Origin of the sequence: Atlantibacter sp. RC6 (assembly GCF_014193285.1) — a bacterium.
Classification (GTDB): Bacteria; Pseudomonadota; Gammaproteobacteria; order Enterobacterales; family Enterobacteriaceae; genus Atlantibacter.
This window is the reverse complement of sequence record NZ_JACHZE010000004.1, coordinates 114,815-137,942: the sequence shown is the minus strand read 5'-3', so window position 1 is coordinate 137,942 and position 23,128 is coordinate 114,815. Positions and strand designations below refer to the sequence as shown.

24 protein-coding genes are annotated in these 23,128 nt (G+C 52.7%); 19 read left to right on the top strand and 5 right to left on the bottom strand.

Features of this window, described 5'->3' with window-relative positions; translation table 11 throughout:
* Positions 1 to 56 precede the first annotated feature (56 nt).
* From ftsY to rpoH, 4 genes are all read left to right on the top strand, one after another.
* Positions 57 to 1,532, top strand: a complete 1,476-nt coding sequence (ftsY, locus tag FHW74_RS11060) for a signal recognition particle-docking protein FtsY (RefSeq protein WP_183170480.1) — start codon at positions 57 to 59, stop codon at positions 1,530 to 1,532.
* Positions 1,533 to 1,534: 2 nt separating this feature from the next.
* Positions 1,535 to 2,203 carry a cell division ATP-binding protein FtsE gene (ftsE, locus tag FHW74_RS11055; RefSeq protein WP_183170479.1) on the top strand — a complete coding sequence of 223 codons (669 nt, stop codon included), beginning with the start codon at positions 1,535 to 1,537 and terminating at the stop codon, positions 2,201 to 2,203.
* Complete coding sequence (ftsX, locus tag FHW74_RS11050; protein WP_183170478.1) at positions 2,196 to 3,251, top strand: permease-like cell division protein FtsX; 1,056 nt, start codon at positions 2,196 to 2,198, stop codon at positions 3,249 to 3,251. The genes ftsE and ftsX overlap by 8 nt, the downstream gene beginning before the upstream one ends.
* 256 nt (positions 3,252 to 3,507) lie before the next feature.
* Complete coding sequence (gene rpoH / locus FHW74_RS11045; RefSeq protein ID WP_183170477.1) at positions 3,508 to 4,365, top strand: RNA polymerase sigma factor RpoH; 858 nt, start codon at positions 3,508 to 3,510, stop codon at positions 4,363 to 4,365.
* A 445-nt stretch (positions 4,366 to 4,810) separates the two neighbouring features.
* Here the strand turns inward: rpoH and FHW74_RS11040 are convergent, their stop codons facing one another.
* Together FHW74_RS11040 and FHW74_RS11035 are read right to left on the bottom strand one after the other, a co-directional pair.
* The gene (locus FHW74_RS11040; protein WP_183170476.1) at positions 4,811 to 5,614 is read right to left on the bottom strand and encodes a hypothetical protein; all 804 of its coding nucleotides are present in this window, start codon (positions 5,612 to 5,614) and stop codon (positions 4,811 to 4,813) included.
* Between the two features lie 122 nt (positions 5,615 to 5,736).
* Entirely contained in the window at positions 5,737 to 7,248 is a 1,512-nt protein-coding gene (locus tag FHW74_RS11035) for a PLP-dependent aminotransferase family protein (protein WP_183170475.1), read from the bottom strand.
* A 115-nt stretch (positions 7,249 to 7,363) separates the two neighbouring features.
* Between FHW74_RS11035 and FHW74_RS11030 the strand changes: the two genes are divergently transcribed.
* The 6 genes from FHW74_RS11030 to FHW74_RS11005 all read left to right on the top strand — a co-directional run bounded on the left by FHW74_RS11030 (position 7,364) and on the right by FHW74_RS11005 (position 12,793).
* Positions 7,364 to 8,623: a 4-aminobutyrate--2-oxoglutarate transaminase gene (locus FHW74_RS11030; RefSeq protein WP_183170474.1), complete on the top strand. Its 1,260-nt coding sequence runs from the start codon at positions 7,364 to 7,366 to the stop codon at positions 8,621 to 8,623.
* Between the two features lie 259 nt (positions 8,624 to 8,882).
* Positions 8,883 to 9,986, top strand: coding sequence for a branched-chain amino acid ABC transporter substrate-binding protein (locus tag FHW74_RS11025; protein ID WP_183170473.1), 1,104 nt, complete (start codon positions 8,883 to 8,885; stop codon positions 9,984 to 9,986).
* A 269-nt stretch (positions 9,987 to 10,255) separates the two neighbouring features.
* Positions 10,256 to 10,561 (top strand): hypothetical protein, encoded by a 306-nt coding sequence (locus tag FHW74_RS11020; RefSeq protein WP_183170472.1) that lies wholly within the window; start codon positions 10,256 to 10,258, stop codon positions 10,559 to 10,561.
* An 854-nt stretch (positions 10,562 to 11,415) separates the two neighbouring features.
* Positions 11,416 to 11,805 carry a CHAP domain-containing protein gene (locus tag FHW74_RS11015; RefSeq protein ID WP_183170471.1) on the top strand — a complete coding sequence of 130 codons (390 nt, stop codon included), beginning with the start codon at positions 11,416 to 11,418 and terminating at the stop codon, positions 11,803 to 11,805.
* A complete protein-coding gene (locus tag FHW74_RS11010) occupies positions 11,798 to 12,244 on the top strand; it encodes a DUF3828 domain-containing protein (RefSeq protein WP_183170470.1) in 447 nt (148 codons plus the stop codon). The genes FHW74_RS11015 and FHW74_RS11010 overlap by 8 nt, the downstream gene beginning before the upstream one ends.
* Before the next feature lie 24 nt (positions 12,245 to 12,268).
* Positions 12,269 to 12,793 carry a hypothetical protein gene (locus tag FHW74_RS11005; protein ID WP_183170469.1) on the top strand — a complete coding sequence of 175 codons (525 nt, stop codon included), beginning with the start codon at positions 12,269 to 12,271 and terminating at the stop codon, positions 12,791 to 12,793.
* 101 nt (positions 12,794 to 12,894) lie between these two features.
* On the opposite strand, the gene panM is transcribed toward FHW74_RS11005, so the two are convergent.
* Positions 12,895 to 13,278: an aspartate 1-decarboxylase autocleavage activator PanM gene (gene panM / locus FHW74_RS11000; protein ID WP_183170468.1), complete on the bottom strand. Its 384-nt coding sequence runs from the start codon at positions 13,276 to 13,278 to the stop codon at positions 12,895 to 12,897.
* 419 nt (positions 13,279 to 13,697) lie between these two features.
* Here panM and livK point away from each other — a divergent pair, with 419 nt between their 5' ends.
* The 6 genes from livK to FHW74_RS10970 all read left to right on the top strand — a co-directional run bounded on the left by livK (position 13,698) and on the right by FHW74_RS10970 (position 18,884).
* Positions 13,698 to 14,810 carry a high-affinity branched-chain amino acid ABC transporter substrate-binding protein LivK gene (gene livK / locus FHW74_RS10995; protein ID WP_183170467.1) on the top strand — a complete coding sequence of 371 codons (1,113 nt, stop codon included), beginning with the start codon at positions 13,698 to 13,700 and terminating at the stop codon, positions 14,808 to 14,810.
* Between the two features lie 78 nt (positions 14,811 to 14,888).
* A complete protein-coding gene (livH, locus tag FHW74_RS10990) occupies positions 14,889 to 15,815 on the top strand; it encodes a high-affinity branched-chain amino acid ABC transporter permease LivH (protein WP_183170466.1) in 927 nt (308 codons plus the stop codon).
* A complete protein-coding gene (locus FHW74_RS10985) occupies positions 15,812 to 17,089 on the top strand; it encodes a high-affinity branched-chain amino acid ABC transporter permease LivM (protein ID WP_183170465.1) in 1,278 nt (425 codons plus the stop codon). The genes livH and FHW74_RS10985 overlap by 4 nt, the downstream gene beginning before the upstream one ends.
* Positions 17,086 to 17,853, top strand: coding sequence for a high-affinity branched-chain amino acid ABC transporter ATP-binding protein LivG (livG, locus tag FHW74_RS10980; protein WP_161661103.1), 768 nt, complete (start codon positions 17,086 to 17,088; stop codon positions 17,851 to 17,853). Before FHW74_RS10985 ends, livG begins: the two co-directional genes overlap by 4 nt.
* Position 17,854: 1 nt before the next feature.
* Positions 17,855 to 18,568 carry a high-affinity branched-chain amino acid ABC transporter ATP-binding protein LivF gene (gene livF, locus FHW74_RS10975; RefSeq protein WP_161661104.1) on the top strand — a complete coding sequence of 238 codons (714 nt, stop codon included), beginning with the start codon at positions 17,855 to 17,857 and terminating at the stop codon, positions 18,566 to 18,568.
* Between the two features lie 88 nt (positions 18,569 to 18,656).
* Positions 18,657 to 18,884 (top strand): type II toxin-antitoxin system Phd/YefM family antitoxin, encoded by a 228-nt coding sequence (locus FHW74_RS10970; RefSeq protein WP_183170464.1) that lies wholly within the window; start codon positions 18,657 to 18,659, stop codon positions 18,882 to 18,884.
* A gap of 94 nt (positions 18,885 to 18,978) precedes the next feature.
* Here the strand turns inward: FHW74_RS10970 and FHW74_RS10965 are convergent, their stop codons facing one another.
* On the bottom strand, positions 18,979 to 19,464 hold the full coding sequence (locus FHW74_RS10965) for a GNAT family N-acetyltransferase (protein WP_183170463.1): 486 nt from the start codon (positions 19,462 to 19,464) through the stop codon (positions 18,979 to 18,981).
* Complete coding sequence (locus FHW74_RS10960) at positions 19,455 to 19,754, bottom strand: DUF1778 domain-containing protein (protein ID WP_183170462.1); 300 nt, start codon at positions 19,752 to 19,754, stop codon at positions 19,455 to 19,457. Before FHW74_RS10960 ends, FHW74_RS10965 begins: the two co-directional genes overlap by 10 nt.
* Before the next feature lie 270 nt (positions 19,755 to 20,024).
* On the opposite strand from FHW74_RS10960, the gene ugpB reads away from it, so the two are divergent.
* The 3 genes from ugpB to ugpE are packed head-to-tail and all read left to right on the top strand — an operon-like array spanning position 20,025 to position 23,128.
* Complete coding sequence (gene ugpB, locus FHW74_RS10955; RefSeq protein ID WP_183170461.1) at positions 20,025 to 21,338, top strand: sn-glycerol-3-phosphate ABC transporter substrate-binding protein UgpB; 1,314 nt, start codon at positions 20,025 to 20,027, stop codon at positions 21,336 to 21,338.
* 60 nt (positions 21,339 to 21,398) lie between these two features.
* Positions 21,399 to 22,286, top strand: a complete 888-nt coding sequence (ugpA, locus tag FHW74_RS10950) for a sn-glycerol-3-phosphate ABC transporter permease UgpA (RefSeq protein ID WP_183170460.1) — start codon at positions 21,399 to 21,401, stop codon at positions 22,284 to 22,286.
* Positions 22,283 to 23,128 (top strand): sn-glycerol-3-phosphate ABC transporter permease UgpE, encoded by an 846-nt coding sequence (gene ugpE / locus FHW74_RS10945; RefSeq protein ID WP_183170459.1) that lies wholly within the window; start codon positions 22,283 to 22,285, stop codon positions 23,126 to 23,128. Before ugpA ends, ugpE begins: the two co-directional genes overlap by 4 nt.

Genomic DNA, 23,128 nt, shown 5'->3' with positions numbered 1-23,128 from the left:
CGATGTGATTGCGCGGTGAGGCTGCCAGGATTCAACAGCGAGGGGTGTAGTCGCCAATGGCAAAAGATAAAAAACGGGGCTTTTTTTCCTGGCTGGGTTTCGGCCAAAAAGAGCAGGAACCTGAAGTTGAACAGCAGCAGGTAACGGAACAAGAGGTTGAGAATCAGGTTACCGAACTGCCGCCGGAAACCGTCGAGCAGCCTGTTGCCGAGTCCGACGCGCCTGTTGCGCAAGACGTTGAAACGCCTGCCCCGCATACGCTGGAAGAATCGCAGGCCTTTGCGGAAGAGGTCGTTGAAATCACCGAGCAGCAGGCAGCGCAGGCGGAAGAACCGCAGCCGGTCGCTGATGATGTGGTCGAGGTGATTGAGCAGCCGCAAGAAACTGCGGTTATTGAACACGAAACCCTGCCGTTACCGGAAGAAGTACAGGCGCAAGAAATCGAGCCGGAAGAATGGCAGGCGGAGCAAGAGCCGTTAGCGGAAGCCGAGCCGGACATCAGCGACGAAGAGCTGGAAGCCCAGGCGCTGGCGGCGAGCCAGCAGGCGGAAGAACCGCTTGAGGAGTTGCAGCAGGCTGACGTGGTCGTCCCGGTCCAGGAGAAACCCACTAAAGAAGGGTTCTTCGCACGCCTGAAGCGCAGCCTGATTAAAACCAAAGAAAATCTTGGTTCCGGATTTATCAGTCTGTTCCGCGGCAAGAAAATCGATGATGATCTGTTTGAGGAACTGGAAGAACAGCTGCTGATTGCCGACGTGGGCGTGGAAACCACCCGCAAAATCATTGCCAGTCTTACCGAAGGTGCCAGCCGCAAGCAGTTGCGTGACGCCGAAGCGCTGTACGGTTTGCTGAAGGAAGAGATGGGCGAGATTCTGGCGAAAGTTGACGAGCCGCTGAACGTTGAAGGTAAAACGCCGTTTGTTATTCTGATGGTGGGCGTCAACGGCGTGGGTAAAACCACCACTATCGGCAAACTGGCGCGTCAATTCGAGCAGCAGGGGAAATCGGTGATGCTGGCGGCGGGGGATACGTTCCGCGCGGCGGCGGTCGAGCAGCTCCAGGTCTGGGGCCAGCGCAACAATATCCCGGTGGTGGCGCAGCATACCGGCGCGGATTCCGCCTCGGTGATCTTCGACGCGATTCAGGCGGCGAAAGCGCGCCATATCGACGTGTTGATTGCCGACACCGCAGGTCGTTTGCAGAATAAATCGCACCTGATGGAAGAGCTGAAGAAAATCGTCCGGGTAATGAAAAAACTCGACGAAGAGGCCCCGCATGAGATTATGCTGACCATTGACGCCAGCACCGGGCAGAATGCCATCAGCCAGGCCAAACTGTTCCATGAGGCGGTAGGTTTGACGGGCATTACGCTGACCAAGCTGGACGGCACGGCCAAAGGCGGGGTGATTTTCTCTGTTGCGGACCAGTTCGGTATTCCGATTCGCTATATTGGCGTTGGCGAACAAATTTCTGATTTGCGCCCGTTTAATGCGGGTGACTTTATAGAGGCACTTTTTGCCCGAGAGGATTAACAATGATTCGCTTTGAACAGGTCAGCAAAGCCTATCTTGGTGGGAGACAGGCTCTGCAGGGGGTGACATTTCACCTGCAACCTGGCGAGATGGCATTCCTTACCGGCCATTCCGGCGCCGGTAAGAGTACGCTGCTGAAGCTTATCTGCGGCATTGAACGCCCCAGTGCGGGGCAAATTTATTTTGCCGGTCATGAGATCAGCCGTTTAAAAAATCGTGAAGTGCCGTTTTTGCGCCGCCAGATTGGCATGATCTTTCAGGATCACCATCTGCTGATGGACAGAACGGTATTCGACAACGTGGCGATCCCGCTGATCATCGCCGGGGCCAGCAGCGAGGATATCCGCCGCCGCGTTAGCGCCGCGCTGGACAAAGTCGGCCTGCTGGATAAAGCCAAAAACTTTCCGATCCAGCTTTCCGGCGGTGAACAACAGCGCGTGGGCATCGCCCGTGCGGTGGTGAACAAGCCCGCTGTGCTGCTGGCGGATGAACCGACCGGTAACCTTGACGAAGCGCTGTCGGAAGGGATTTTGCGCCTGTTCGAAGAGTTTAACCGCGTGGGCGTCACGGTATTAATGGCCACGCATGATATGGGGCTGATTTCCAGCCGCCATTATCCAATGTTGACCCTGAGCGAAGGGCATTTGCATGGAGGCCGCCCCGGTGAATAAACGTGATGCGCTGAATGAAATGAAGCGCTTTGGCAACAAACTCAGCGGTTTTACCCGCCAGAAGATGGGCGGCGATAGCAACCGTCAGCCGCCGAAACGCGCTAAAGGCCAGCCTAACAAAGCAAAATCCCGCAAGGGCGGCGTTAACGAACAGTTCCGCTACGCCTGGAACGGCGCGCTACAGGATCTGAAAAGCAAACCGTTCGCCACGTTTTTGACCGTGATGGTCATCGCTATCTCCCTGACGCTGCCCAGCGTTTGCTACATGGTTTATAAGAACGTCAACCAGGCGGCGACCCAGTATTATCCTTCCCCCCAGATCACCGTTTATCTTGATAAAGCGCTGGATGACGATGCGGCCCAGCAGGTGGTGGGGCAATTGCAGGCCGAGCAGGGGGTTGAGAAAGTCAATTACCTGTCGCGGGATGAGGCGTTAGGCGAGTTCCGCAACTGGTCAGGCTTTGGCGGCGCGCTGGATATGCTGGAAGAAAACCCGCTGCCCGCGGTGGCGGTGATTGTCCCAAAACTGGATTTCCAGGGCACTGAATCGCTGAACACGCTGCGCGACCGGGTTGCGCGCGTGCAGGGCGTGGACGAAGTGCGTATGGACGACAGTTGGTTCGCCCGTCTTGCGGCCTTAACCGGCCTGGTGGGACGCGTGGCGGCGATGATTGGCGTGCTGATGGTCGCTGCGGTGTTCCTGGTGATTGGCAACAGCGTGCGGCTGAGTATTTTCGCCCGTCGCGACACGATTAACGTGCAAAAGCTGATTGGCGCGACCGACGGATTTATTCTGCGTCCGTTCTTATACGGCGGCGCATTACTCGGTTTTAGCGGCGCATTTTTGTCACTGATTCTTTCAGAAATTTTGGTGATGCGGTTGTCATCCGCCGTGACCGAGGTGGCGCGGGTGTTCGGGACCTCCTTTGATCTCAACGGCTTATCCTTTGATGAGTGCCTGTTGCTGCTGCTGGTGTGTTCAATGATCGGCTGGCTGGCAGCCTGGCTTGCCACTGTGCAACATTTACGTCACTTTACCCCCGACTAAAAAAAGTTTGGTATACTTCTCCCCTGCTACGAGTTCCCGTCCGCAGGGGAGCAGTACTCTACAAACCCTGCCGCGCTTTTTCATAGCGTTGTCACACTCTGTGTGTAAACTATTCACAAACCGACACGGAACTTGTGGATAAAATCACTGTCTGAAGAAAGAGTGGATGATATTCTCGTTGCTCATAAGAACTGGCCCGTTTGTTGCCTGATGGGGACAACGTACCGCCAGTCTGATAATGATTGAGAGGATTTGAATGACCAAAGAAATGCAAACTTTAGCGCTCGCTCCGGTAGGCAACCTGGAATCGTATATCCGGGCCGCCAATGCCTGGCCGATGTTATCGGCCGAGGAAGAACGGACACTTGCTGAAAAGCTGCATTACCAGGGCGATCTGGAAGCAGCGAAAAAGCTGATCCTGTCTCACCTGCGATTTGTTGTTCATATCGCTCGTAACTACGCGGGCTATGGCCTGCCGCAGGCGGATCTGATTCAGGAAGGCAATATCGGCCTGATGAAAGCGGTGCGCCGCTTCAACCCGGAAGTGGGTGTGCGTCTGGTGTCCTTCGCGGTGCACTGGATCAAAGCGGAAATTCACGAATACGTACTGCGTAACTGGCGTATTGTGAAAGTGGCAACCACCAAAGCGCAGCGCAAGCTGTTCTTTAACCTGCGTAAAACCAAGCAGCGTTTGGGCTGGTTTAACCAGGATGAAGTGGAAATGGTGGCGCGCGAGCTGGGCGTGACCAGCAAAGACGTGCGTGAAATGGAGTCGCGTATGGCGGCCCAGGACATGACGTTTGATATGTCGCCGGATGACGATACGCCGGACGGACAGCCGATGGCCCCGGTTCTCTATCTACAGGATAAATCCTCGAACTTTGCCGACGGCATTGAGGATGATAACTGGGAAGAGCACGCGGCGGATAAACTGTCTGATGCGATGCAGGGGCTGGACGAACGTAGCCAGCATATCATCCGCGCCCGTTGGCTGGATGAAGACAGCAAAACCACATTGCAGGAACTGGCCGACCGTTATGGCGTTTCCGCCGAACGTGTGCGCCAGCTTGAGAAGAATGCAATGAAGAAACTGCGCGCCGCTATCGAAGCCTGATAAGCGCTGACGATAAAAAATACCCCGTGAGAGATCATGGGGTATTTTTGTTGGGTTATCAGAGATTCGATCTATTACAAATATGATTCATTTTCCTGCTCTTTTTTCAATATAATATTTTAGGACATATAAGATACTTGTAGAAATACTATAAGACATGCCCATAAGTGAAATTCGTAATGGATGGCTTGTGAACCATAAAGAAATCATCAAAATCATTATGGTAATATACATATAAATAAATATTTTATTGTTGCTAAGTACCATTAGAAAAAACGATGGCAGCATAAAGTAAACAATGTAAAACCTTACGAATCCTAACGAAATGCCATGACTATGTGGTGAAAAATTTTTTATATATAGCGCGTGACCATAATCATGAATTATAATCATGATTACAGCACATATCGCAGCCACTGTAATTTTAGAGACATAAAAAAGGTAATTATTTGTCATTCCAGACACCATAGGTTTCTAACTCTTGTTCTGAGATAGGCCGAGCTAAGGTAGCTGCATCAATATCTGTGATTTGTTCTTTTTCATTAACAGATGAATCAAATGTGAGTGAACTAGCATAAGTATAAATACACTTTTTACTGGCAAATAGGGCGCCTCTCAACAAGAAGAAGTTATCGTATCGGTTTGTCCTGTCTGTTTCACTACTGAACGTTCCGTCAGCCCATTTCATCCCAGTTTTTATCACATACTCTATATTATGTAACGATCGATATGTATCTACTGCAAAAGGTATCTGACCAATGGCATCACTCCAGTAAGGTTGCCCCTCTATCATGACCATCAAATAATCGTCCCCGCCCTGGGAGTTGCTTTTCCAGTCTCCGGGCATATTGGGATAAAAAGAGGCCGAAGGACGATCTACCAAAGCGAAATCTGCAATTTGCTTCCAGGTGAAATGTTTATATGCATCAAATGTTTCAGGGCCAGTATTTAAATAAATCATTTCATGGTAATTATCGGCTAATGGTTCGAACCATTGCCAGGCATATTTATTATAAAGCTGTTGTGCAGTCAATATCTCAAATTTCTCATCTGATTTTTTGTTTAACGCTAAAGCAAAAAGTATATCGCCGTTGTTCCTGGTGATAATCTTACAACTCGGAATAATACATACTTCAATATAATTCTCTTCAACAGGGCGCGTAGTCGCTTTATATGTAAGAAAAGTTTTATTATCACGCGTAGTAAATAAATAATTTCGTCCATTGATGTAATGTATAGATTCCTTCATTTAATCATTCCGTAAAATAATGCTGACATTTAATGGTAATTAATTTCAAGTGGTTGTAATTGAAAATAAATGTGGAAAATTACACTATTAAAAATTTAGGCCCTAAATTCCTTTTTAGATCTTCACGGAATATCGATCATTTTAGGACAGAGGAACGCGTGCGGGCAAAACAACCGCACCGATGCCAACAGCCGTTCAAAGGCTTCTGGCATCTGTTCTTCGGTAATGCTGGCAAATCCCATCAGCAATCCCCGCCGTTTTTTATCTCCCACGTAATAGCGCGACAGCGCCCGCACCAGAATGCCCCGGGCGTTAGCATGGGCCGCAATCGCCACATCATCCGCCTCGCCTGGTAGATGCAAAATCAGATGCAGCCCGGCGTTGTCGTTGAAATCATTCAGCGCCTGTGGGCCAAACGCCTGAATAATTAACTGGCACAGCAGCGCCCGGCGTTTGCTGTACAGCAGGCGCATCCGGCGAATATGGGCGGTATACAGCCCGGACTCGATAAACTCCGCCAACGCGGTCTGGATCAGCGAATGCCCGCTGCGGTACAACTCGGCATGGGCTTTCCGGAATGATTCAGCCAGGGCCGGCGGCAGCACCAAGTACCCGAGCCGCAGTCCCGGATAGAGCGTTTTGCTGAAGGTGCCGATATAAATCACCGGCGCGTCGGACACCAGACCCTGGAGCGCCGGGATTGGCTGCCCGGAAAAGCGAAATTCACTGTCATAATCGTCTTCCACTATCCAGCATGGATGGCGCGCCGCAATGTTCAGCAGGCGCTGCCGCCGTTCCAGACTCATCACTGGCCCCAGTGGGTACTGGTGCGAAGGGGTGACGAAGATCAAGCGCGGAACTTCCTCCACGGTATCCGGAGGAGCCATCCCCGCCTGATCGACATCCACCGGGCAGAGCGTCACGTCATTCATCTGCAAAATATGGCGTATACCCCAATAAGAGGGTTCCTCAATCCAGGCGCGATCCCCCGGGTTGGTGAGCATTCGCGTCACCAAATCAATGGCCTGATGCACGCCTTCGACGATCAGGATCTGTTCAGCATTGCAGTTCACTGAACGGGCTACCCGCAAATACTCCACCAGCGCCTGTTGCAGCGCCGGTGAGCCGCCGTTATTGCTGTAAGTGAGCTGTCGGGGAGCGGGGCGGCGGCTGATGCGCGCCTGGATTTTACTGAAACGCTGATGGGGAAAAGCGCTGACGTCCGGCACGCCGGGAATAAACGCGCCCCACTGGCTTGGGCTGGCGCTGATGTTATCCAGCAATTGCTGCCCACGTCGGGAAAACGCGGGCGTCGTGGCGGGTTGCGATAGCGCATCGCCGCACGCCTGTGGGTGAAACACGTTATCCGGCAGGGTTTGCGCCACCCAGGTGCCGCTACCCTGGCGGGAGGTGACATAACCCTCCGCCAGCAGTTGTTCGTACACCGTGATCACGCTGTTGCGTGAAATCCCCAACTGCGCGGCCAGATCCCGCGAGGCGGGCAGGCGCGTCTGCGGGGCCAGGCTTTTATCGAGGATCGCCTGGCGCAGCGCGTTATATAACCGCCGATGCAAAAGCTTATCCGGCTGCGCCGCAAAGCGCACCAGCATTAAATCGCCCACCAGAGAATGCAATTGGATCCCTCAATCAATCAGGATTGGTACTCGATTATAGAACCAAAGCGCGCTAAATAAACCACAATGTAGTGTACATGTTGCATCAACGTAAAAGAGCTGCGGAGAGAAGAAAGTGAAAAATTCAGAACTAAATCAACGCCGTCAGAATGCAACGCCGCGCGGTATCGGCGTGATGTGCGGGTTTTACGCTGAGCGCGCGGAAAACGCCACGCTGTGGGACGTGGAAGGCCGGGAAGTGATTGATTTCGCGGCCGGGATCGCCGTGCTGAATACCGGCCACCGCCATCCGCGCCTGGTTGAGGCGATTGAAAAGCAGCTTAAGGCTTTTACCCATACCGCCTATCAAATCGTGCCCTATGAAGGGTACGTGTCGCTGGCGGAACGCATCAATGAACGCGCGCCCATTGAAGGACCGGTGAAAACCGCGTTTTTTACTACCGGCGCGGAAGCGGTGGAAAACGCCGTGAAAATCGCCCGGGCCAGTACCCGTCGCCCCGGTATTATCACCTTTAGCGGCGCGTTCCATGGCCGAACTTTTATGACCATGGCGCTCACCGGCAAAGTGGCCCCGTACAAGCTCGGCTTTGGCCCGTTCCCCGGTTCGGTGTTCCATGCCCGCTACCCCAATGATCTGCACGGTGTCAGCGTTGAGCAGGCGCTGGAAAGCCTCGAATACATCTTCAAAGCCGATATCGCTCCGGACCAGGTGGCGGCGATTGTGCTGGAACCCATTCAGGGCGAGGGCGGGTTTAACGTCGCGCCGCCACAATTTTTCAGCGCGCTGCGGCAGATTTGCGACCAGCATGGCATTCTGCTGATTGCTGATGAAGTGCAGACTGGTTTTGCGCGTACCGGCAAACTGTTCGCCATGGAGCATTACCCGGTGAAAGCCGATTTGATCACTATGGCGAAAAGCCTGGCGGGGGGAATGCCGCTATCCGCTGTGGCAGGGCGCGCCGAGGTGATGGACGCCCCCGCACCGGGCGGGCTGGGCGGCACCTACGCCGGTAACCCGCTGGCGATTGCGTCGGCCCATGCGGTGCTGGATGTGATTGACGATGAAAAACTGTGCCAGCGCGCGAATGAACTCGGCGCGCAGCTGAAAGAAGTGCTGGAGCAGGCGCAGAGCAAAGCGGTAGCCCAGGTGCGCGGGCTGGGGTCGATGATTGCCGTGGAGTTTAACGACCCGGCAACCGGTAAACCGTCGCCGGACATCACCCGCGAAGTTCAGCAAGCGGCGCTGGAGCAGGGGCTGCTGTTACTCACCTGTGGCGTATACGGCAACGTGATCCGCTTCCTGTATCCGCTGACGATCCCACAAGCGCAATTCACCCAGGCGCTAAATATTCTTAAACAGGTTTTACCGCGCTAATCCTGACGCGGCGAGGCGTTGTTGTTGCACTAATGTTGCAATAAGACCCCGCCGCGCTCACTTTCTGTTATTCACCCCACAAAATTGTTGTTCCAAAATTAGAAAAATGGGGTATGTTTTAGCAGAGTATGCTGCTCAGGCACCGGTGGCATCCCTCCTTTCTACTATCTAATGCTGCGCCTAAGTGCGATGGCGATATAATGTGCCAAATCAAAACAACAAAACAACTTCAACAACCACAACAATGGGGATCCTCAGGATGAAAATGACGGGTAAAGCGTTACTGGCGGGATGTATCGCTCTGGCGATGAGCAGCGCGGCAATGGCGGAAGATATTAAGATCGCCGTCGTCGGCGCTATGTCCGGCCCGGTCGCGCAGTATGGAGACCAGGAGTTTACTGGCGCAGAGCAAGCGGTTGCCGATATTAACGCCAAGGGCGGCATCAAAGGCAACAAACTGGTTATGACCAAATACGATGACGCCTGCGACCCGAAACAAGCGGTAGCGGTAGCGAACAAAGTGGTTAACGACGGCATCAAATATGTTATCGGCCACCTGTGCTCTTCTTCTACACAGCCAGCATCGGATATCTATGAAGATGAAGGCATTCTGATGATCACGCCAGCGGCGACTGCGCCGGAACTGACCGCGCGTGGTTATCAACTGGTGCTGCGCACCACCGGTCTGGATTCCGACCAGGGCCCGACTGCGGCTAAATACATCGCTGAGAAAGTGAAGCCGCAGCGCATTGCTGTTATTCATGACAAACAGCAGTACGGCGAAGGCCTGGCGCGTTCCGTTCAGGATAACCTGAAGAAAGCCGGCGCGAACGTGGTGTTCTTTGACGGTATCACCGCCGGTGAGAAAGATTTCTCTACGCTGGTGGCACGTCTGAAGAAAGAAAACATTGATTTCGTTTACTACGGTGGCTACCACCCGGAAATGGGCCAGATCCTGCGCCAGTCCCGCGCGGCAGGCCTGAAAACGCAGTTTATGGGTCCAGAAGGTGTGGCGAACGTATCCCTGTCTAACATCGCCGGCGAATCCGCGGAAGGCATGTTAGTAACCAAGCCGAAGAACTACGATCAGATTCCGGCGAACAAACCGATTGTGGACGCGATCAAAGCCAAGAAACAGGATCCGAGCGGTGCGTTCGTGTGGACCACCTACGCTGCGCTGCAATCCCTGCAAGCCGGCCTGAACCAGTCTGACGATCCGGCTGAAATCGCCAAATACCTGAAGGCTAACTCTGTGGAAACCGTGATGGGTCCGCTGTCATGGGATGAGAAGGGCGATCTGAAAGGCTTTGAGTTCGGCGTGTTCACGTGGCATGCCAACGGTACGGCGACCGACGCCAAATAATTTGCCTGTCACGTTCACGCAGCGCTGACGACATTAACAACCCCGATTACTTACTGATGTAAGTTTTCGGGGTTTTTATACAATACTTTGGATGCAATTCAATTACGCTCTGAATAAACCGTCATAAAGCATCATTTGGGCACATGATGGTTAATTGTTCCTTAACCTTAATTACACCTAATCACTCCTCCCTGCGTATTATTGAAGAGTTTATTATCTCACTAAAATTGAATTGAAAAGATATTTAACATTAATACAGGGACATAAGCATGTCAGAAGCAGAAAGGATTGCAAATAGAATAATTGAGGTCTTGCAACACAGAAAAAGTAAGTCTGTGTATATACGTTACACACAAAAAGTTGGCGAGGTAGTGTTAGATTTTACAAATGATATCTCCGCTATTGCTGTAAACTTCATTGATACTGATAATAGATATATCAATGAAGCAAATACATACAGGCTTCTTTATAGGTTAAAAAGAGGGTTACATGATGGAGAACTCAGTACGATACTAAATATAGTCTTAAAAAATTTTACCCGAGAAATAGAAGAAAGTAAGCGGAACTACATTTGAAATAATTTAGCGAAAGGCACTGGCAAACTGTTTATCAACGCCGCATTGATAAATGACTTAGCATCTATATTCACTCAAAAATTTATAGGACGTATGACTGCAGGGTTAATAATATCGACAATATACTCGATAGGTGGGTCGGTCTCCAGGGCGGTTTACACATCGGAAAAACTGAAGCAGGTTGACTATCAGATCTATAACGACCTCAGAGTAGCTGGAGATCTCGGCCTTTTTTATTTTCTTGTTGAAGCCTACGCTGGCCCATTCCTGGATGCTTTGATACTGAAAAAAATAATCCCGTCGCATGGGACGAGATTTTGGTTAGGCTTGCTCAGGGATTAGATAATCGGTAGTCAATTATCTTTCATTTTCCGGGTTGCCTTAATGCAAAAATAAAAGCAACCCAAACTAAAGAAGATAATAACGAGGTGCCCCGTGACTTCTGCATAGTTCAGGGCGGAAAGTCCCCCAACTGATTTTATATATATAAGAGTTACAATAAATGAATAAACCGCAAAAATCAAAAACAAAAACAGGATTAATGATATAATTTTCATTAGGATGTAGGTGATTTTTTTCATTGTAATACTTATAAAGATCCATTTGCCGAAAATTAATACTTAACAAAATACAATTAATGCATCCCATCTTAAACACATTGTACGCCAATTGTGGATGCGATCAAAGCTAAGATACAGGCTTCGATCTGCGATTCAATCACTTTCTAAACATTTCACTATAAATAATCATTTGAATCCATGATGGTTAATTGCCATTTACTCTTGGTTACACCCAAATAACAAGAGGACGCGTAAAGTTTGGCAGCATAAAAAAGTCAAACAAGGAAAGCATTGATGACATGGAATCCACTGAATGCCGTTAGCTACGCACGGGTGCACGCTTTACCCAAATCATCCGGTTACTGTGGGCGTTACGTTTCAAATGCGATACGCGCTGGTGGACTTAATCTACCAAATACTCATCATGCCAGGGACATGGGACGAACTCTGGAGCAAGCCGGCTTTTATGAAGTCCATGGAAATTTGAGAGAAGGTGATGTAGCGGTTATTCAATCACTCGGCATTACCGGCCATACAGACGGTCATACCTGTATTTATGATGCTCATCACCGCCAGTGGATAAGTGATTATCGGCAAACTCATGGCAGCGGAGAGGAAGGGATGTATTCTGGCCCTGAGTACAGAAAACGTCGGCCAGCTTATAAGATCTACCGCCATGATTAAGATAAATTATTCCGTCTTGCCTTTGTTTCTGTCCAGTGCTTTGACCTTTGCAGGTACTACGCAAATCGGGCCGGAAAAAGCTGCGCTTGAGTTTAACCGATGGTATCTGGATCAGATCCAGGATAACAAATATCCTCTTGATGGGCACGAGATTGAAAAATATGTCACTGCCGACACCCTACAAAACTTGCTTAAGATTTTTGCTCAGGAAGTAAGAACGGGAGACGCATTGATTGACGCTGATCCCTTTACCCAAAGCCAGGATATTCTGGAAGACTGGCCTACTAACATAACCGTGATTTCAAACACATTTGAACATGGTTGCCAGAATGTCTATGTCGCGTTCGGTAAGAGCCAAAAATACGTTCTTGCTGACTGTATGGTGAAAGAGGACGGTGTCTGGAAAGTAAAAAGCGTTACTCAGATTTCCAGTGACTGAAAAATTCCTTACAGAGACCGGTGAATGAAGAAACTATTTGCTATTGCCGTATCGCTGATGGCTTTCAGCGCTAACGCGTTATCCGCAGTGCCTTCATATGGTGCCCCAGCAAAGGCCGCCCTTGAATTTAATCAATGGTACCTTGGTCATTTCAAGAACATTGACTCACATCCTGTGGGAAAAGAGATGAGGAAGTACATTCCCATTGATGGAAAAGAGATAGAAAAGTACGTCACTGTCGATACGTTAAAAAAAGTGCGCAACAGAGATGCGCAAACACGCTTACTCGTGGAAAAAACGGGGGCTGATTTTACGTATGGCGACGAGGATTTCTTCACTAAAACCGAAGACATAATCAGCGATTGGCCAACGAATATTAATGTGATTTCAGCGGATTATGATCCGGTTTGCGCGACTGTTTATATTGCGCTTGGGAAAGAGCAAGATTATGTCGTCGCTGACTGCATGGTACAGGAAGAGGGTATCTGGAAGGTTCAATCTGTTGCAGCGTTCGTTAACAGGAACGCGTTTGATGACCCGCACCCTTGATCGCTTTTCTCAACAACAAAACAGCGTCGCAAAACGTTAGTTAAACGACGCGGTAGTTACAGCCCATCTCGCCCTGCGCTGTGATGTCGATCTCTCTCGATTTAGCGCTTCTCCCAGCCGCCTTCCTCGATCGAAAAGCCCAGCGCCTGCATAAACGCATTCATCACGTTGCGGTCTTCGACGCCGACGTCGGAAATCCACCAGTGGTTGATTGCGGGGTTATCGCGGATCACCTCTTCAATCAGATAGTGACCAACGCCACGCCGGCGCGTCACCTCGCGTACGCGCAGTGAATCCATCGCGCCCTGATCGCCGGTCAGCGTCACGCGGACCGCGCCCAGCAGCCGTTCATTAAAACGCGCGGCGTAAATACGGTGGCCTTCATCAATCTTCAACGATGCGCTGGAGTATTCCGGCCAAATTTTGCCCAGGTCGATATGGTCCTGCGGCGTAAAAGTCTGCAAACGAATAATAGTGAGTTTCATAGTGGCATCCCGAAGGCAGTTTTATCGGAGTGTATCCAAATTATTGACCATAACGCCTGCTCTTTTTTAATTCATAGAGTAGTTGAATAGTTTTTATCACGTATCAAAAGCAGTGCGAATATTCCAGGAATGAAATTTAACCAGGTTTTTACTCTGACAGGTAGTGATTTATTCGGCTTAATGCACCAATATTTTATGCTGGAATTACTGCTTTTTTTTGTTTAACTCTGGCTTAATCCAGAATATTATCTTTGCTTAATGTCATGATATATAGACGTTTTAGCCTGTGTAATAGCGAAAATTAGCGCTAACTCATTAAAGAGACAGGTAAAAATAGTGTTGTTTATAAAAACAGCAGAACATTTTTTAACCATAATAAAACCAGAAATTTACAACTGGCATGAATGGGGATGCACGGAATGAAATACAACGCGAAAACACTACTCGCAGGGATGGTTGCGCTGGCACTGACTCACACGGCAGCGGCGCAGGAGATTAAAGTCGCGGTGGTGGGGGCGATGTCCGGCCCGGTCGCCCAGTGGGGCGATATGGAATTTAACGGCGCGCGTCAGGCGATTAAAGACATTAACGCTAAAGGCGGCGTCAAAGGCGATAAGCTGGTGGCTGTAGAGTATGACGACGCCTGTGATCCGAAACAGGCGGTCGCCGTCGCCAACAAAATCGTTAACGACGGCATTAAATACGTGATTGGCCACCTCTGCTCTTCATCCACTCAGCCGGCTTCCGATATCTACGAAGATGAAGGCATTCTGATGATCACTCCGGGCGCGACCAACCCCGAACTGACCCAGCGCGGCTATCAGATGATCATGCGTACCGCCGGGCTGGATTCTGCACAGGGCCCGACGGCGGCGAAGTATATTCTGGAAACCGTTAAGCCGCAGCGTATCGCCATCATTCATGATAAGCAGCAGTACGGCGAAGGCCTGGCGCGTTCCGTTCAGGACGGCCTGAAAAAAGGCGGCGCCAACGTGGTGTTCTTTGACGGCATCACTGCGGGCGAGAAAGATTTTTCCGCCCTGCTGGCGCGCCTGCAAAAAGAAAATATCGATTTCGTTTACTACGGCGGTTATTACCCGGAAATGGGCCAGATGCTGCGCCAGGCGCGCGCCACCGGCCTGAAAACCCAGTTTATGGGCCCGGAAGGTGTGGGCAACGCGTCGCTGTCCAATATTGCGGGCGATGCGGGCGAGGGCATGTTAGTGACTATGCCGAAACGCTATGACCAGGAAGCCTCGAACAAGGCTATCGTCGATGCCCTGAAAGCCGAGAAAAAAGATGCCAGCGGCCCGTATGTGTGGATCACCTATGCCGCCGTACAGTCACTGGCGACGGCAATGGACAGAAGCGGTTCAAAAGAACCGGCTGATTTGATTAAGGACTTAAAAGAACACGGGGCTGATACCGTGATTGGGCCGCTGAGCTGGGATGAAAAAGGCGATCTGAAGGGATTTGAATTTGGTGTATTCCAGTGGCATGCCGACGGGTCGTCAACCAACGTGGTCAAATAAACGCTCGTGATAATTCGAGCATTCATTATTTATGCGACGTTGGATTGCTGACCTGAACGAGTGATAAAAGGTTACGTTATGTCCGAGCAGTTCCTCTATTTTTTGCAGCAAATGTTTAATGGCGTCACGCTGGGGAGTACCTACGCGCTGATCGCCATCGGCTACACCATGGTGTACGGCATCATCGGCATGATTAACTTCGCCCATGGCGAGGTGTACATGATTGGTAGTTACGTCTCCTTTATGATCGTAGCGGCGCTAATGATGATGGGTATCGACGCCAGCTGGTTGCTGGTGGGCGCAGCCTTTATCGGGGCGATTGTCATCGCCAGCGCCTACGGCTGGAGCATCGAGCGGGTCGCCTATCGACCGGTGCGTAACTCCAAGCGCCTGATCGCCCTGATTTCCGCCATCGGGATGTCCATTTTCCTGCAAAACTACGTCAGCCTGACCCAGGGCTCGCGCGATGTGGCGCTACCGAGCCTGTTTAACGGCCAGTGGCTGGTAGGCAGCAGTGAAAACTTTTCTGCCACCATCACCACTATGCAGCTGGTTATCTGGATCGTAACCTTCCTGGCGATGCTGGCGCTGACCCTTTTCATCCGATACTCCCGTATGGGACGCGCCTGCCGCGCCTGTGCGGAAGACCTGAAAATGGCCAGCCTGCTCGGCATTAATACTGACCGCGTCATCTCGCTGACCTTCGTGATCGGCGCGGCGATGGCGGCGGTAGCCGGGGTACTGTTGGGCCAGTTCTACGGTGTAATTAACCCGTACATCGGCTTTATGGCGGGGATGAAGGCCTTTACCGCTGCGGTATTGGGCGGCATCGGCAGCATTCCCGGCGCGATGATCGGCGGCCTGATCCTTGGGCTGACCGAAGCGCTGACCTCTGCCTACCTGAGTACTGAATATAAAGATGTGGTCTCTTTCGCCCTGTTGATTGGCGTCTTGCTGGTCATGCCTACCGGTATCCTGGGCCGTCCGGAGGTAGAGAAAGTATGAAACCGATGCATTTTGCCATGGCGCTGCTCTCTGCCGTGCTGTTCTTCGTACTGGCTGGCGTGATGATGGGCGTTCAGTTAAGCCTGTCCGGCACCAAACTGGTGGTGGATACCGCGTCCGTCATCCGCTGGGAGTGGATTGCCGTGGGCACGGCGGTGGTGTTCCTGTTCCAGCTGCTGCGCCCCTTGTTCCAGAAAAGCTTTAAAAACGTTTCCGGGCCGAAGTTCATTCTGCCTGCTATTGATGGTTCTACGCCGAAGCAGAAACTGTTCCTGGTGGCGCTGCTGGTACTGGCGGTAGCATGGCCGTTTATGGTGTCGCGCGGCACGGTGGATATCGCCACCTTGACCATGATTTACGTGATCCTCGGTCTGGGCCTAAACGTGGTGGTGGGGCTGTCTGGCCTGCTGGTGCTGGGTTACGGCGGTTTCTACGCCATCGGCGCGTACACCTTTGCGCTGCTGAACCACTATTACGGTCTCGGCTTCTGGACCTGCCTCCCGCTGGCGGGCCTGGTGGCCGCGGCGGCAGGCTTTCTGCTGGGCTTCCCGGTGCTGCGTTTGCGCGGCGACTATCTGGCGATTGTTACCTTAGGCTTCGGTGAGATCGTGCGTATTTTGCTGCTGAACAACACTGAAGTGACCGGCGGGCCGAACGGCATCAGCCAGATCCCGAAACCGACGCTGTTCGGCCTGGAGTTTAGCCGCACACCGCGCGAAGGGGGCTGGGATACCTTCAGCAACTTCTTCGGCATGAAGTACGACCCCAGCGACCGCATTATTTTCCTCTATCTGGTGGCGCTGCTGTTAGTGGTGATCACCCTGTTTGTGATTAACCGCCTGCTGCGTATGCCGCTGGGCCGCGCCTGGGAAGCGCTGCGTGAAGATGAGATCGCCTGCCGTTCCCTGGGCCTGAACCCGACGCGCATCAAGCTGACCGCGTTCACCATCAGCGCCGCGTTTGCCGGTTTCGCCGGGACGCTGTTCGCCGCGCGTCAGGGCTTTGTTAGCCCGGAGTCTTTCACCTTCGCCGAATCGGCGTTTGTGCTGGCGATTGTGGTGCTGGGCGGCATGGGCTCGCAGTTTGCGGTTATCCTGGCGGCTATCCTGCTGGTGGTATCGCGCGAGCTGATGCGTGATTTCAACGAATACAGCATGTTGATGCTGGGCGGCCTGATGGTGCTGATGATGATTTGGCGTCCGCAGGGGCTGCTGCCGATGACGCGTCCGCAGTTGAAGTTGAAGAATGGGCACGTTGAAGGAGAGAAAGCATGAGTCAGCCAATTTTAAGCGTCGAAGGCCTGATGATGCGTTTTGGCGGCCTGTTGGCGGTCAACAATGTCTCTCTGGAATTGCGCGAACATGAAATCGTGTCGTTAATCGGCCCGAACGGCGCGGGGAAAACTACGGTGTTCAACTGCCTGACCGGTTTTTATAAACCGACCGGCGGCACCATCAAACTGCGCGACAAGCATCTGGAGGGCCTGCCGGGCCAGCAAATCGCGCGCATGGGCGTGGTGCGTACCTTCCAGCACGTGCGCCTGTTCCGCGAAATGACGGTGATTGAAAACCTGCTGGTGGCGCAGCATCAGCAGTTAAAAACCGGTCTGTTTTCCGGCCTGCTGAAAACCCCGGCGTTTCGCCGCACCCAGAGCGAAGCGCTGGATCGCGCCGCCACCTGGCTCGACCGCATCGGTCTGCTGGCGCACGCCAACCGTCAGGCCAGCAACCTGGCCTACGGCGACCAGCGCCGTCTGGAGATTGTGCGCTGCATGGTGACCCAGCCGGAAATTCTGATGCTGGATGAACCGGCGGCGGGCCTGAACCCGAAAGAGACCAAAGAGCTGGATGAGCTGATCGTCGAGCTGCGCGACCATCACAACACCACCATCCTGCTGATTGAGCATGATATGAAACTGGTGATGGGGATTTCCGACCGCATTTATGTGGTAAACCAGGGAACGCCGCTGGCTAACGGCACGCCGGAGCAGATCCGTAATAATCCTGATGTTATCCGTGCATACCTGGGCGAGGCATAAGATGGAAAAGGTCATGTTGTCTTTTGACAAAGTCAGCGCCCACTACGGCAAAATCCAGGCGCTGCACGACGTCAGTTTGCAGATTAAGCAGGGTGAAATCGTCACCCTGATTGGCGCCAACGGCGCGGGTAAAACCACGCTGCTTGGCACGCTGTGCGGCGATCCGCGCGCCACCAGCGGGCGCATCGTGTTCGACGGCAAAGATATTACCGACTGGCATACCGCCAAAATCATGCGTGAAGCGGTGGCGATAGTGCCGGAAGGTCGCCGGGTGTTTTCCCGGATGACCGTGGAAGAGAACCTGGCGATGGGTGGTTTCTTTGCCGATCGCCAGCAGTATCACGAACGCATCGAGCGCGTGTACCAGTTGTTTCCACGCCTGCACGAGCGCCGTATCCAGCGCGCGGGCACCATGTCCGGCGGCGAACAGCAGATGCTGGCGATTGGCCGCGCCCTGATGAGCCAGCCGCGCTTGCTGCTGTTGGACGAGCCGTCGCTGGGCCTTGCGCCGATCATCATTCAGCAGATTTTCGACACCATCGAACAGCTGCGCGAAGAGGGGATGACCATCTTCCTGGTGGAGCAGAACGCCAACCAGGCGCTGAAGCTCGCCGATCGCGGCTACGTGCTGGAAAACGGTCACGTGGTTCTGGAAGATACCGGCGATGCACTATTGGCCAACGAAGCGGTGCGTAGCGCGTATTTGGGTGGCTAAAGCTTGAGAACCGCCGATCAAGGAGCCGCAAGGCTCCTTTTTTGTACGCTCTACTTGTACAATTAACCTGTACGCAAAAGGAGGTTCTATGCAAACGATGAATTACAGCGAAGCACGTCAAAATCTCGCCGCTGCGCTTGAAAGCGCTGCCCAGGGAACGCCAGTCACCATTACCCGAAGGGGACACAAGCCTGCGGTGATTATTAGCGCTGAAGAATTCGAGCGTTATCAATCCGCAAAGATGGATGCGGAATTTGCGGCCATTATGGCGATATATGGCAATGAGATCAGGGAACTGGCAGATACGTCGGGCTAACGGTTGCAGCCGCAGCAGGCCAGCTCACGCTGGAAGACATTGCCTTAAAATTGCAGTCATCAGGTTACAAGAAAATCCCAATGCCCTGAACCGGTTAGCTAAGCCGATACAACAAAGTATTTGGTGAAATCACTGACTGCACGAAGCCGTAATGTTGGTAAAAATGCATCGCCTTTTCGTCAATGACGTGAACCATAATGGCCTTAACACCAACATGCCCGGCAACCTTTTCTACCCGATCGGTCGCATCCTTTAACAGCCACTGTCCTACTTTATGGCGCTGATACGCGACATCAACGGCCAGACGACCCAACAAAATAACAGGGATAGGGTCTGGCATATTCTGACGTAAACCTCGGGTTGCGTGAGTATGATCGACAGAGCCAGACGCCAGACAGTAATACCCGACAACAATATGGGTTCCCGCCTGGCAAGTGACAAAAGTTCGGGACGCGTTCAGCGTCTGGTTCTTAAAAGCACGACGTACTAACCAGTCATTGAGCGCAGCATTGCCGCAGTCAAATTCCGTTAAGTCGTGCTCCTGTGTCAGTAATACCGGCTGCGTCACCTTTATTCCCATTCTGGCTTAACATCCTTTAAGCGGTTGCGTCCTTCAATATTTTCCAGCGGTGCTTCAAGCTGTTGAATAAAAGCGGCATAACGTTCATCGTCCAGCATAAAGACGCGCTGGTCGAGAATGATATTTTGGGCCTCGTTATAGGCCAGTTCCAGAATGAAATCGGTGCGCGATTTATTCACCAGCGTTGCGGCATAGTCGATGACGGCACGCTCTTCATCGCTGGCGCGGAGGTTGATTTGGTTTTCCCGTGGTAACTTTTTAGTACCGGCGGGGATGCGAGGTGAGGGCATATCGCCTCCTGTTAGTGCGAGTTCTAATGAATAAATAATAACCATGTGTACAGCAAAAAGCTATACACAGAGAAGGCATATTAAAAGTGCCCAGCGGTTCCCGTCATCTTTTCATCATCTCATCATCATCCTTTCGACATTTCCCCGGCATCTTGCTGTCACCGTTTTGTAATCAAAAGGTTATTTTTCTGTCATTCGCGCATGTCATGTTACCTCGCGAGCATAAAACGCGTGGTTTCGCGCATCCGGCACAACAAGAGAGATAACCGCATGACATCGTTACGTACAGCTTCAGCTCTGGCGATTGGGATGGCGTTTGCCAGTCAGTCTTTCGCTGCGACCACCATTCCGTTCTGGCATTCCATGGAGGGCGAACTGGGTAAAGAAGTGGAATCCTTAGCGCAACGCTTCAACCAGACTCACCCGGATTATCAGATTACCCCGGTTTATAAAGGCAACTACGAGCAGAGCCTGGCCGCCGGAATTGCGGCGTTCCGCACCGGAAATGCCCCGGCGATTTTGCAGGTGTATGAAGTGGGTACGGCGACCATGATGGCGTCGAAAGCCATCAAACCGGTGTACGAAGTGTTCAGCGATGCGGGCATTAAATTCGACGAATCCCAGTTTGTGCCGACGGTTTCCGGTTACTACACCGACGCAAAAAGCGGCCATCTGCTGTCGCAACCGTTTAATAGCTCCACCCCGGTGTTGTATTACAACAAAGACGCCTTCAAAAAAGCCGGTTTAGATCCGGAGCAGCCGCCGAAAACCTGGCAGGAACTGGCGGACTACACCGCGAAGCTGAAAGCCGCCGGGATGAAGTGCGGCTACGCCAGCGGCTGGCAGGGCTGGATCCAGATTGAAAACTTCAGCGCCTGGCACGGCCTGCCGGTCGCCACCGAGAACAACGGCTTTAACGGCACTAACGCGGTGCTGGAATTCAATAAGCCGGAGCAGGTGAAACATATCGCCATGCTTCAGGCATTAAACAAGAAAGGGGACTTCACCTATTTCGGCCGTAAGGATGAATCCACCGAGAAGTTCTATAACGGCGACTGCGCGATTACCACCGCCTCTTCCGGCTCGCTGGCCGACATCCGCCACTACGCCAAATTTAATTACGGCGTGGGGATGATGCCGTACGATGCCGACGCCAAAGGCGCGCCGCAAAACGCCATTATCGGCGGAGCCAGCCTGTGGGTGATGCAGGGTAAAGACAAAGAAACCTATAAAGGCGTGGCCGAGTTCCTCGACTTCCTGGCGCAGCCGGAAAACGCCGCCGAATGGCACCAAAAAACCGGCTATCTGCCGATCACCAAAGCGGCTTATGACCTGACCCGCGAACAGGGCTTCTACGATAAAAACCCTGGCGCGGATATCGCCACCCGTCAGATGCTGAACAAGCCGCCGCTGGATTACACCAAAGGGCTGCGTCTGGGCAACATGCCGCAAATCCGCACCGTGGTTGACGAAGAGCTGGAAAGCGTCTGGACCAACAAGAAAACGCCTCAGCAGGCGCTGGATGCCGCCGTTGAGCGTGGCAACCAACTGCTGCGCCGCTTCGAACAATCCACCAAATCCTGATAAGTCTCGCCCCTCACGCTGGCTACGCGCCGGGTGAGGGGTTTTTTATTGAGTAACGCTATGTCCTCATCACGCCCGGTATTCCAGTCCGGCTGGTTGCCGTATCTGCTGTTATTGCCTCAACTTGCCATTACGGTGGTGTTCTTTATCTGGCCCGCCGGGGAAGCGCTCTGGTATTCGGTGCAAAGCGTCGATCCCTTTGGCCTGTCCAGTGAGTTTGTCGGCCTGGATAACTTCCGCCAGTTGCTTAACGACAGCTATTACCTGGACTCGTTCTGGACCACCATTAAATTCAGCGCCATGGTGACGTTTTTCGGCCTGGTCAGCTCGCTGTTTTTCGCCGCGCTGGTGGATTATGTGGTGCGCGCCAGCCGCCTGTATCAAACCCTGATGCTGCTGCCCTACGCAGTCGCGCCTGCGATTGCCGCCGTGCTGTGGATTTTCCTGTTTAACCCTGGACGCGGGCTGATTACCCACTGGCTGGAGCTGATGGGCTACCAATGGAATCACGCCCAGAACAGCGGCCAGGCGATGTTTCTGGTGGTGTTCGCCTCAGTGTGGAAGCAAATCAGCTACAACTTCCTGTTTTTCTTCGCCGCGTTGCAGTCGATCCCCCGCTCACTGGTGGAGGCCGCAGCCATAGACGGCGCCGGTCCGGTGCGTCGGTTTTTTAAACTGTCGCTGCCGCTGATCGCCCCGGTGAGCTTCTTCCTGCTGGTGGTGAATCTGGTTTACGCCTTCTTCGACACCTTCCCGGTGATCGACGCCGCCACCGCCGGTGGGCCGGTGCAGGCCACCACGACGCTGATCTACAAAATCTACCGCGAAGGCTTTGCCGGGCTGGATCTGTCGGCATCAGCAGCACAGTCGGTGGTGCTGATGGCGCTGGTGATCGTGCTGACGGTGGTGCAGTTCCGCTACGTTGAAAAAAGGGTGCGCTACCAATGATAGAACACCGTCGCGGGCTGGATATCTTCAGCCACTGCATGTTAATCCTCGGTATCGCCGTGATCCTGTTCCCGATGTACGTGGCTTTTGTGGCCGCCACTCTGGACAGCAAAGCGGTATTCGAAACCCCAATGACGCTGATCCCCGGCGGCCATCTGTGGGAAAACCTCCGTCATATCTGGCAGCACGGCGTGGGGGCGAACAGCGCGCCGTTCGGCCTGATGCTGTTTAACAGCCTGGTGATGGCGCTGACCATCACGGTGGGCAAAATCGCGGTGTCGATCCTGTCGGCGTTCGCCATCGTCTGGTTCCGCTTCCCGCTGCGTAATCTCTGCTTCTGGCTGATTTTCATCACCCTGATGTTGCCGGTGGAAGTGCGTATTTTCCCGACGGTAGAGGTGATCGCCAGGCTGAATCTGCTCGACAGCTATACCGGCCTGACGTTGCCGCTGATGGCGTCCGCCACCGCCACGTTCCTGTTCCGCCAGTTTTTTATGACCTTGCCCGATGAGCTGATAGAAGCCGCGCGCATTGATGGCGCGTCGCCGATGCGCTTTTTCCGCGACATCGTGCTGCCGCTGTCCCGCACCAATCTGGCGGCGCTGTTTGTTATCACCTTTATCTACGGCTGGAACCAGTATCTGTGGCCGCTGCTGATCGTTAGCGACGCTAACCTGGGCACTGCGGTGGCGGGCATTAAAGGGATGATTTCAACCGGCGAAGGCAGCACCCAGTGGAACCAGGTGATGGCGGCGATGCTGCTGACGCTGATCCCGCCGGTGGTAATTGTATTAGTGATGCAGCGCGCGTTTGTGCGCGGCCTGGTCGATAGCGAGAAATAG

Bases quoted from the DNA above. Each gene is read 5' to 3' on its own strand.
- ftsY (WP_183170480.1), top strand. From the start codon at position 57: ATGGCAAAAGATAAAAAACGGGGCTTTTTTTCCTGGCTGGGTTTCGGC.
- ftsE (WP_183170479.1), top strand. From the start codon at position 1,535: ATGATTCGCTTTGAACAGGTCAGCAAAGCCTATCTTGGTGGGAGACAG.
- rpoH (WP_183170477.1), top strand. From the start codon at position 3,508: ATGACCAAAGAAATGCAAACTTTAGCGCTCGCTCCGGTAGGCAACCTG.
- FHW74_RS11040 (WP_183170476.1), bottom strand. From the start codon at position 5,614: ATGAAGGAATCTATACATTACATCAATGGACGAAATTATTTATTTACT.
- FHW74_RS11025 (WP_183170473.1), top strand. From the start codon at position 8,883: ATGAAAATGACGGGTAAAGCGTTACTGGCGGGATGTATCGCTCTGGCG.
- FHW74_RS11020 (WP_183170472.1), top strand. From the start codon at position 10,256: ATGTCAGAAGCAGAAAGGATTGCAAATAGAATAATTGAGGTCTTGCAA.
- FHW74_RS11015 (WP_183170471.1), top strand. From the start codon at position 11,416: ATGACATGGAATCCACTGAATGCCGTTAGCTACGCACGGGTGCACGCT.
- FHW74_RS11010 (WP_183170470.1), top strand. From the start codon at position 11,798: ATGATTAAGATAAATTATTCCGTCTTGCCTTTGTTTCTGTCCAGTGCT.
- FHW74_RS11005 (WP_183170469.1), top strand. From the start codon at position 12,269: ATGAAGAAACTATTTGCTATTGCCGTATCGCTGATGGCTTTCAGCGCT.
- panM (WP_183170468.1), bottom strand. From the start codon at position 13,278: ATGAAACTCACTATTATTCGTTTGCAGACTTTTACGCCGCAGGACCAT.
- livK (WP_183170467.1), top strand. From the start codon at position 13,698: ATGAAATACAACGCGAAAACACTACTCGCAGGGATGGTTGCGCTGGCA.
- livH (WP_183170466.1), top strand. From the start codon at position 14,889: ATGTCCGAGCAGTTCCTCTATTTTTTGCAGCAAATGTTTAATGGCGTC.
- FHW74_RS10985 (WP_183170465.1), top strand. From the start codon at position 15,812: ATGAAACCGATGCATTTTGCCATGGCGCTGCTCTCTGCCGTGCTGTTC.
- livG (WP_161661103.1), top strand. From the start codon at position 17,086: ATGAGTCAGCCAATTTTAAGCGTCGAAGGCCTGATGATGCGTTTTGGC.
- livF (WP_161661104.1), top strand. From the start codon at position 17,855: ATGGAAAAGGTCATGTTGTCTTTTGACAAAGTCAGCGCCCACTACGGC.
- FHW74_RS10970 (WP_183170464.1), top strand. From the start codon at position 18,657: ATGCAAACGATGAATTACAGCGAAGCACGTCAAAATCTCGCCGCTGCG.
- FHW74_RS10965 (WP_183170463.1), bottom strand. From the start codon at position 19,464: ATGGGAATAAAGGTGACGCAGCCGGTATTACTGACACAGGAGCACGAC.
- FHW74_RS10960 (WP_183170462.1), bottom strand. From the start codon at position 19,754: ATGCCCTCACCTCGCATCCCCGCCGGTACTAAAAAGTTACCACGGGAA.
- ugpB (WP_183170461.1), top strand. From the start codon at position 20,025: ATGACATCGTTACGTACAGCTTCAGCTCTGGCGATTGGGATGGCGTTT.
- ugpA (WP_183170460.1), top strand. From the start codon at position 21,399: ATGTCCTCATCACGCCCGGTATTCCAGTCCGGCTGGTTGCCGTATCTG.
- ugpE (WP_183170459.1), top strand. From the start codon at position 22,283: ATGATAGAACACCGTCGCGGGCTGGATATCTTCAGCCACTGCATGTTA.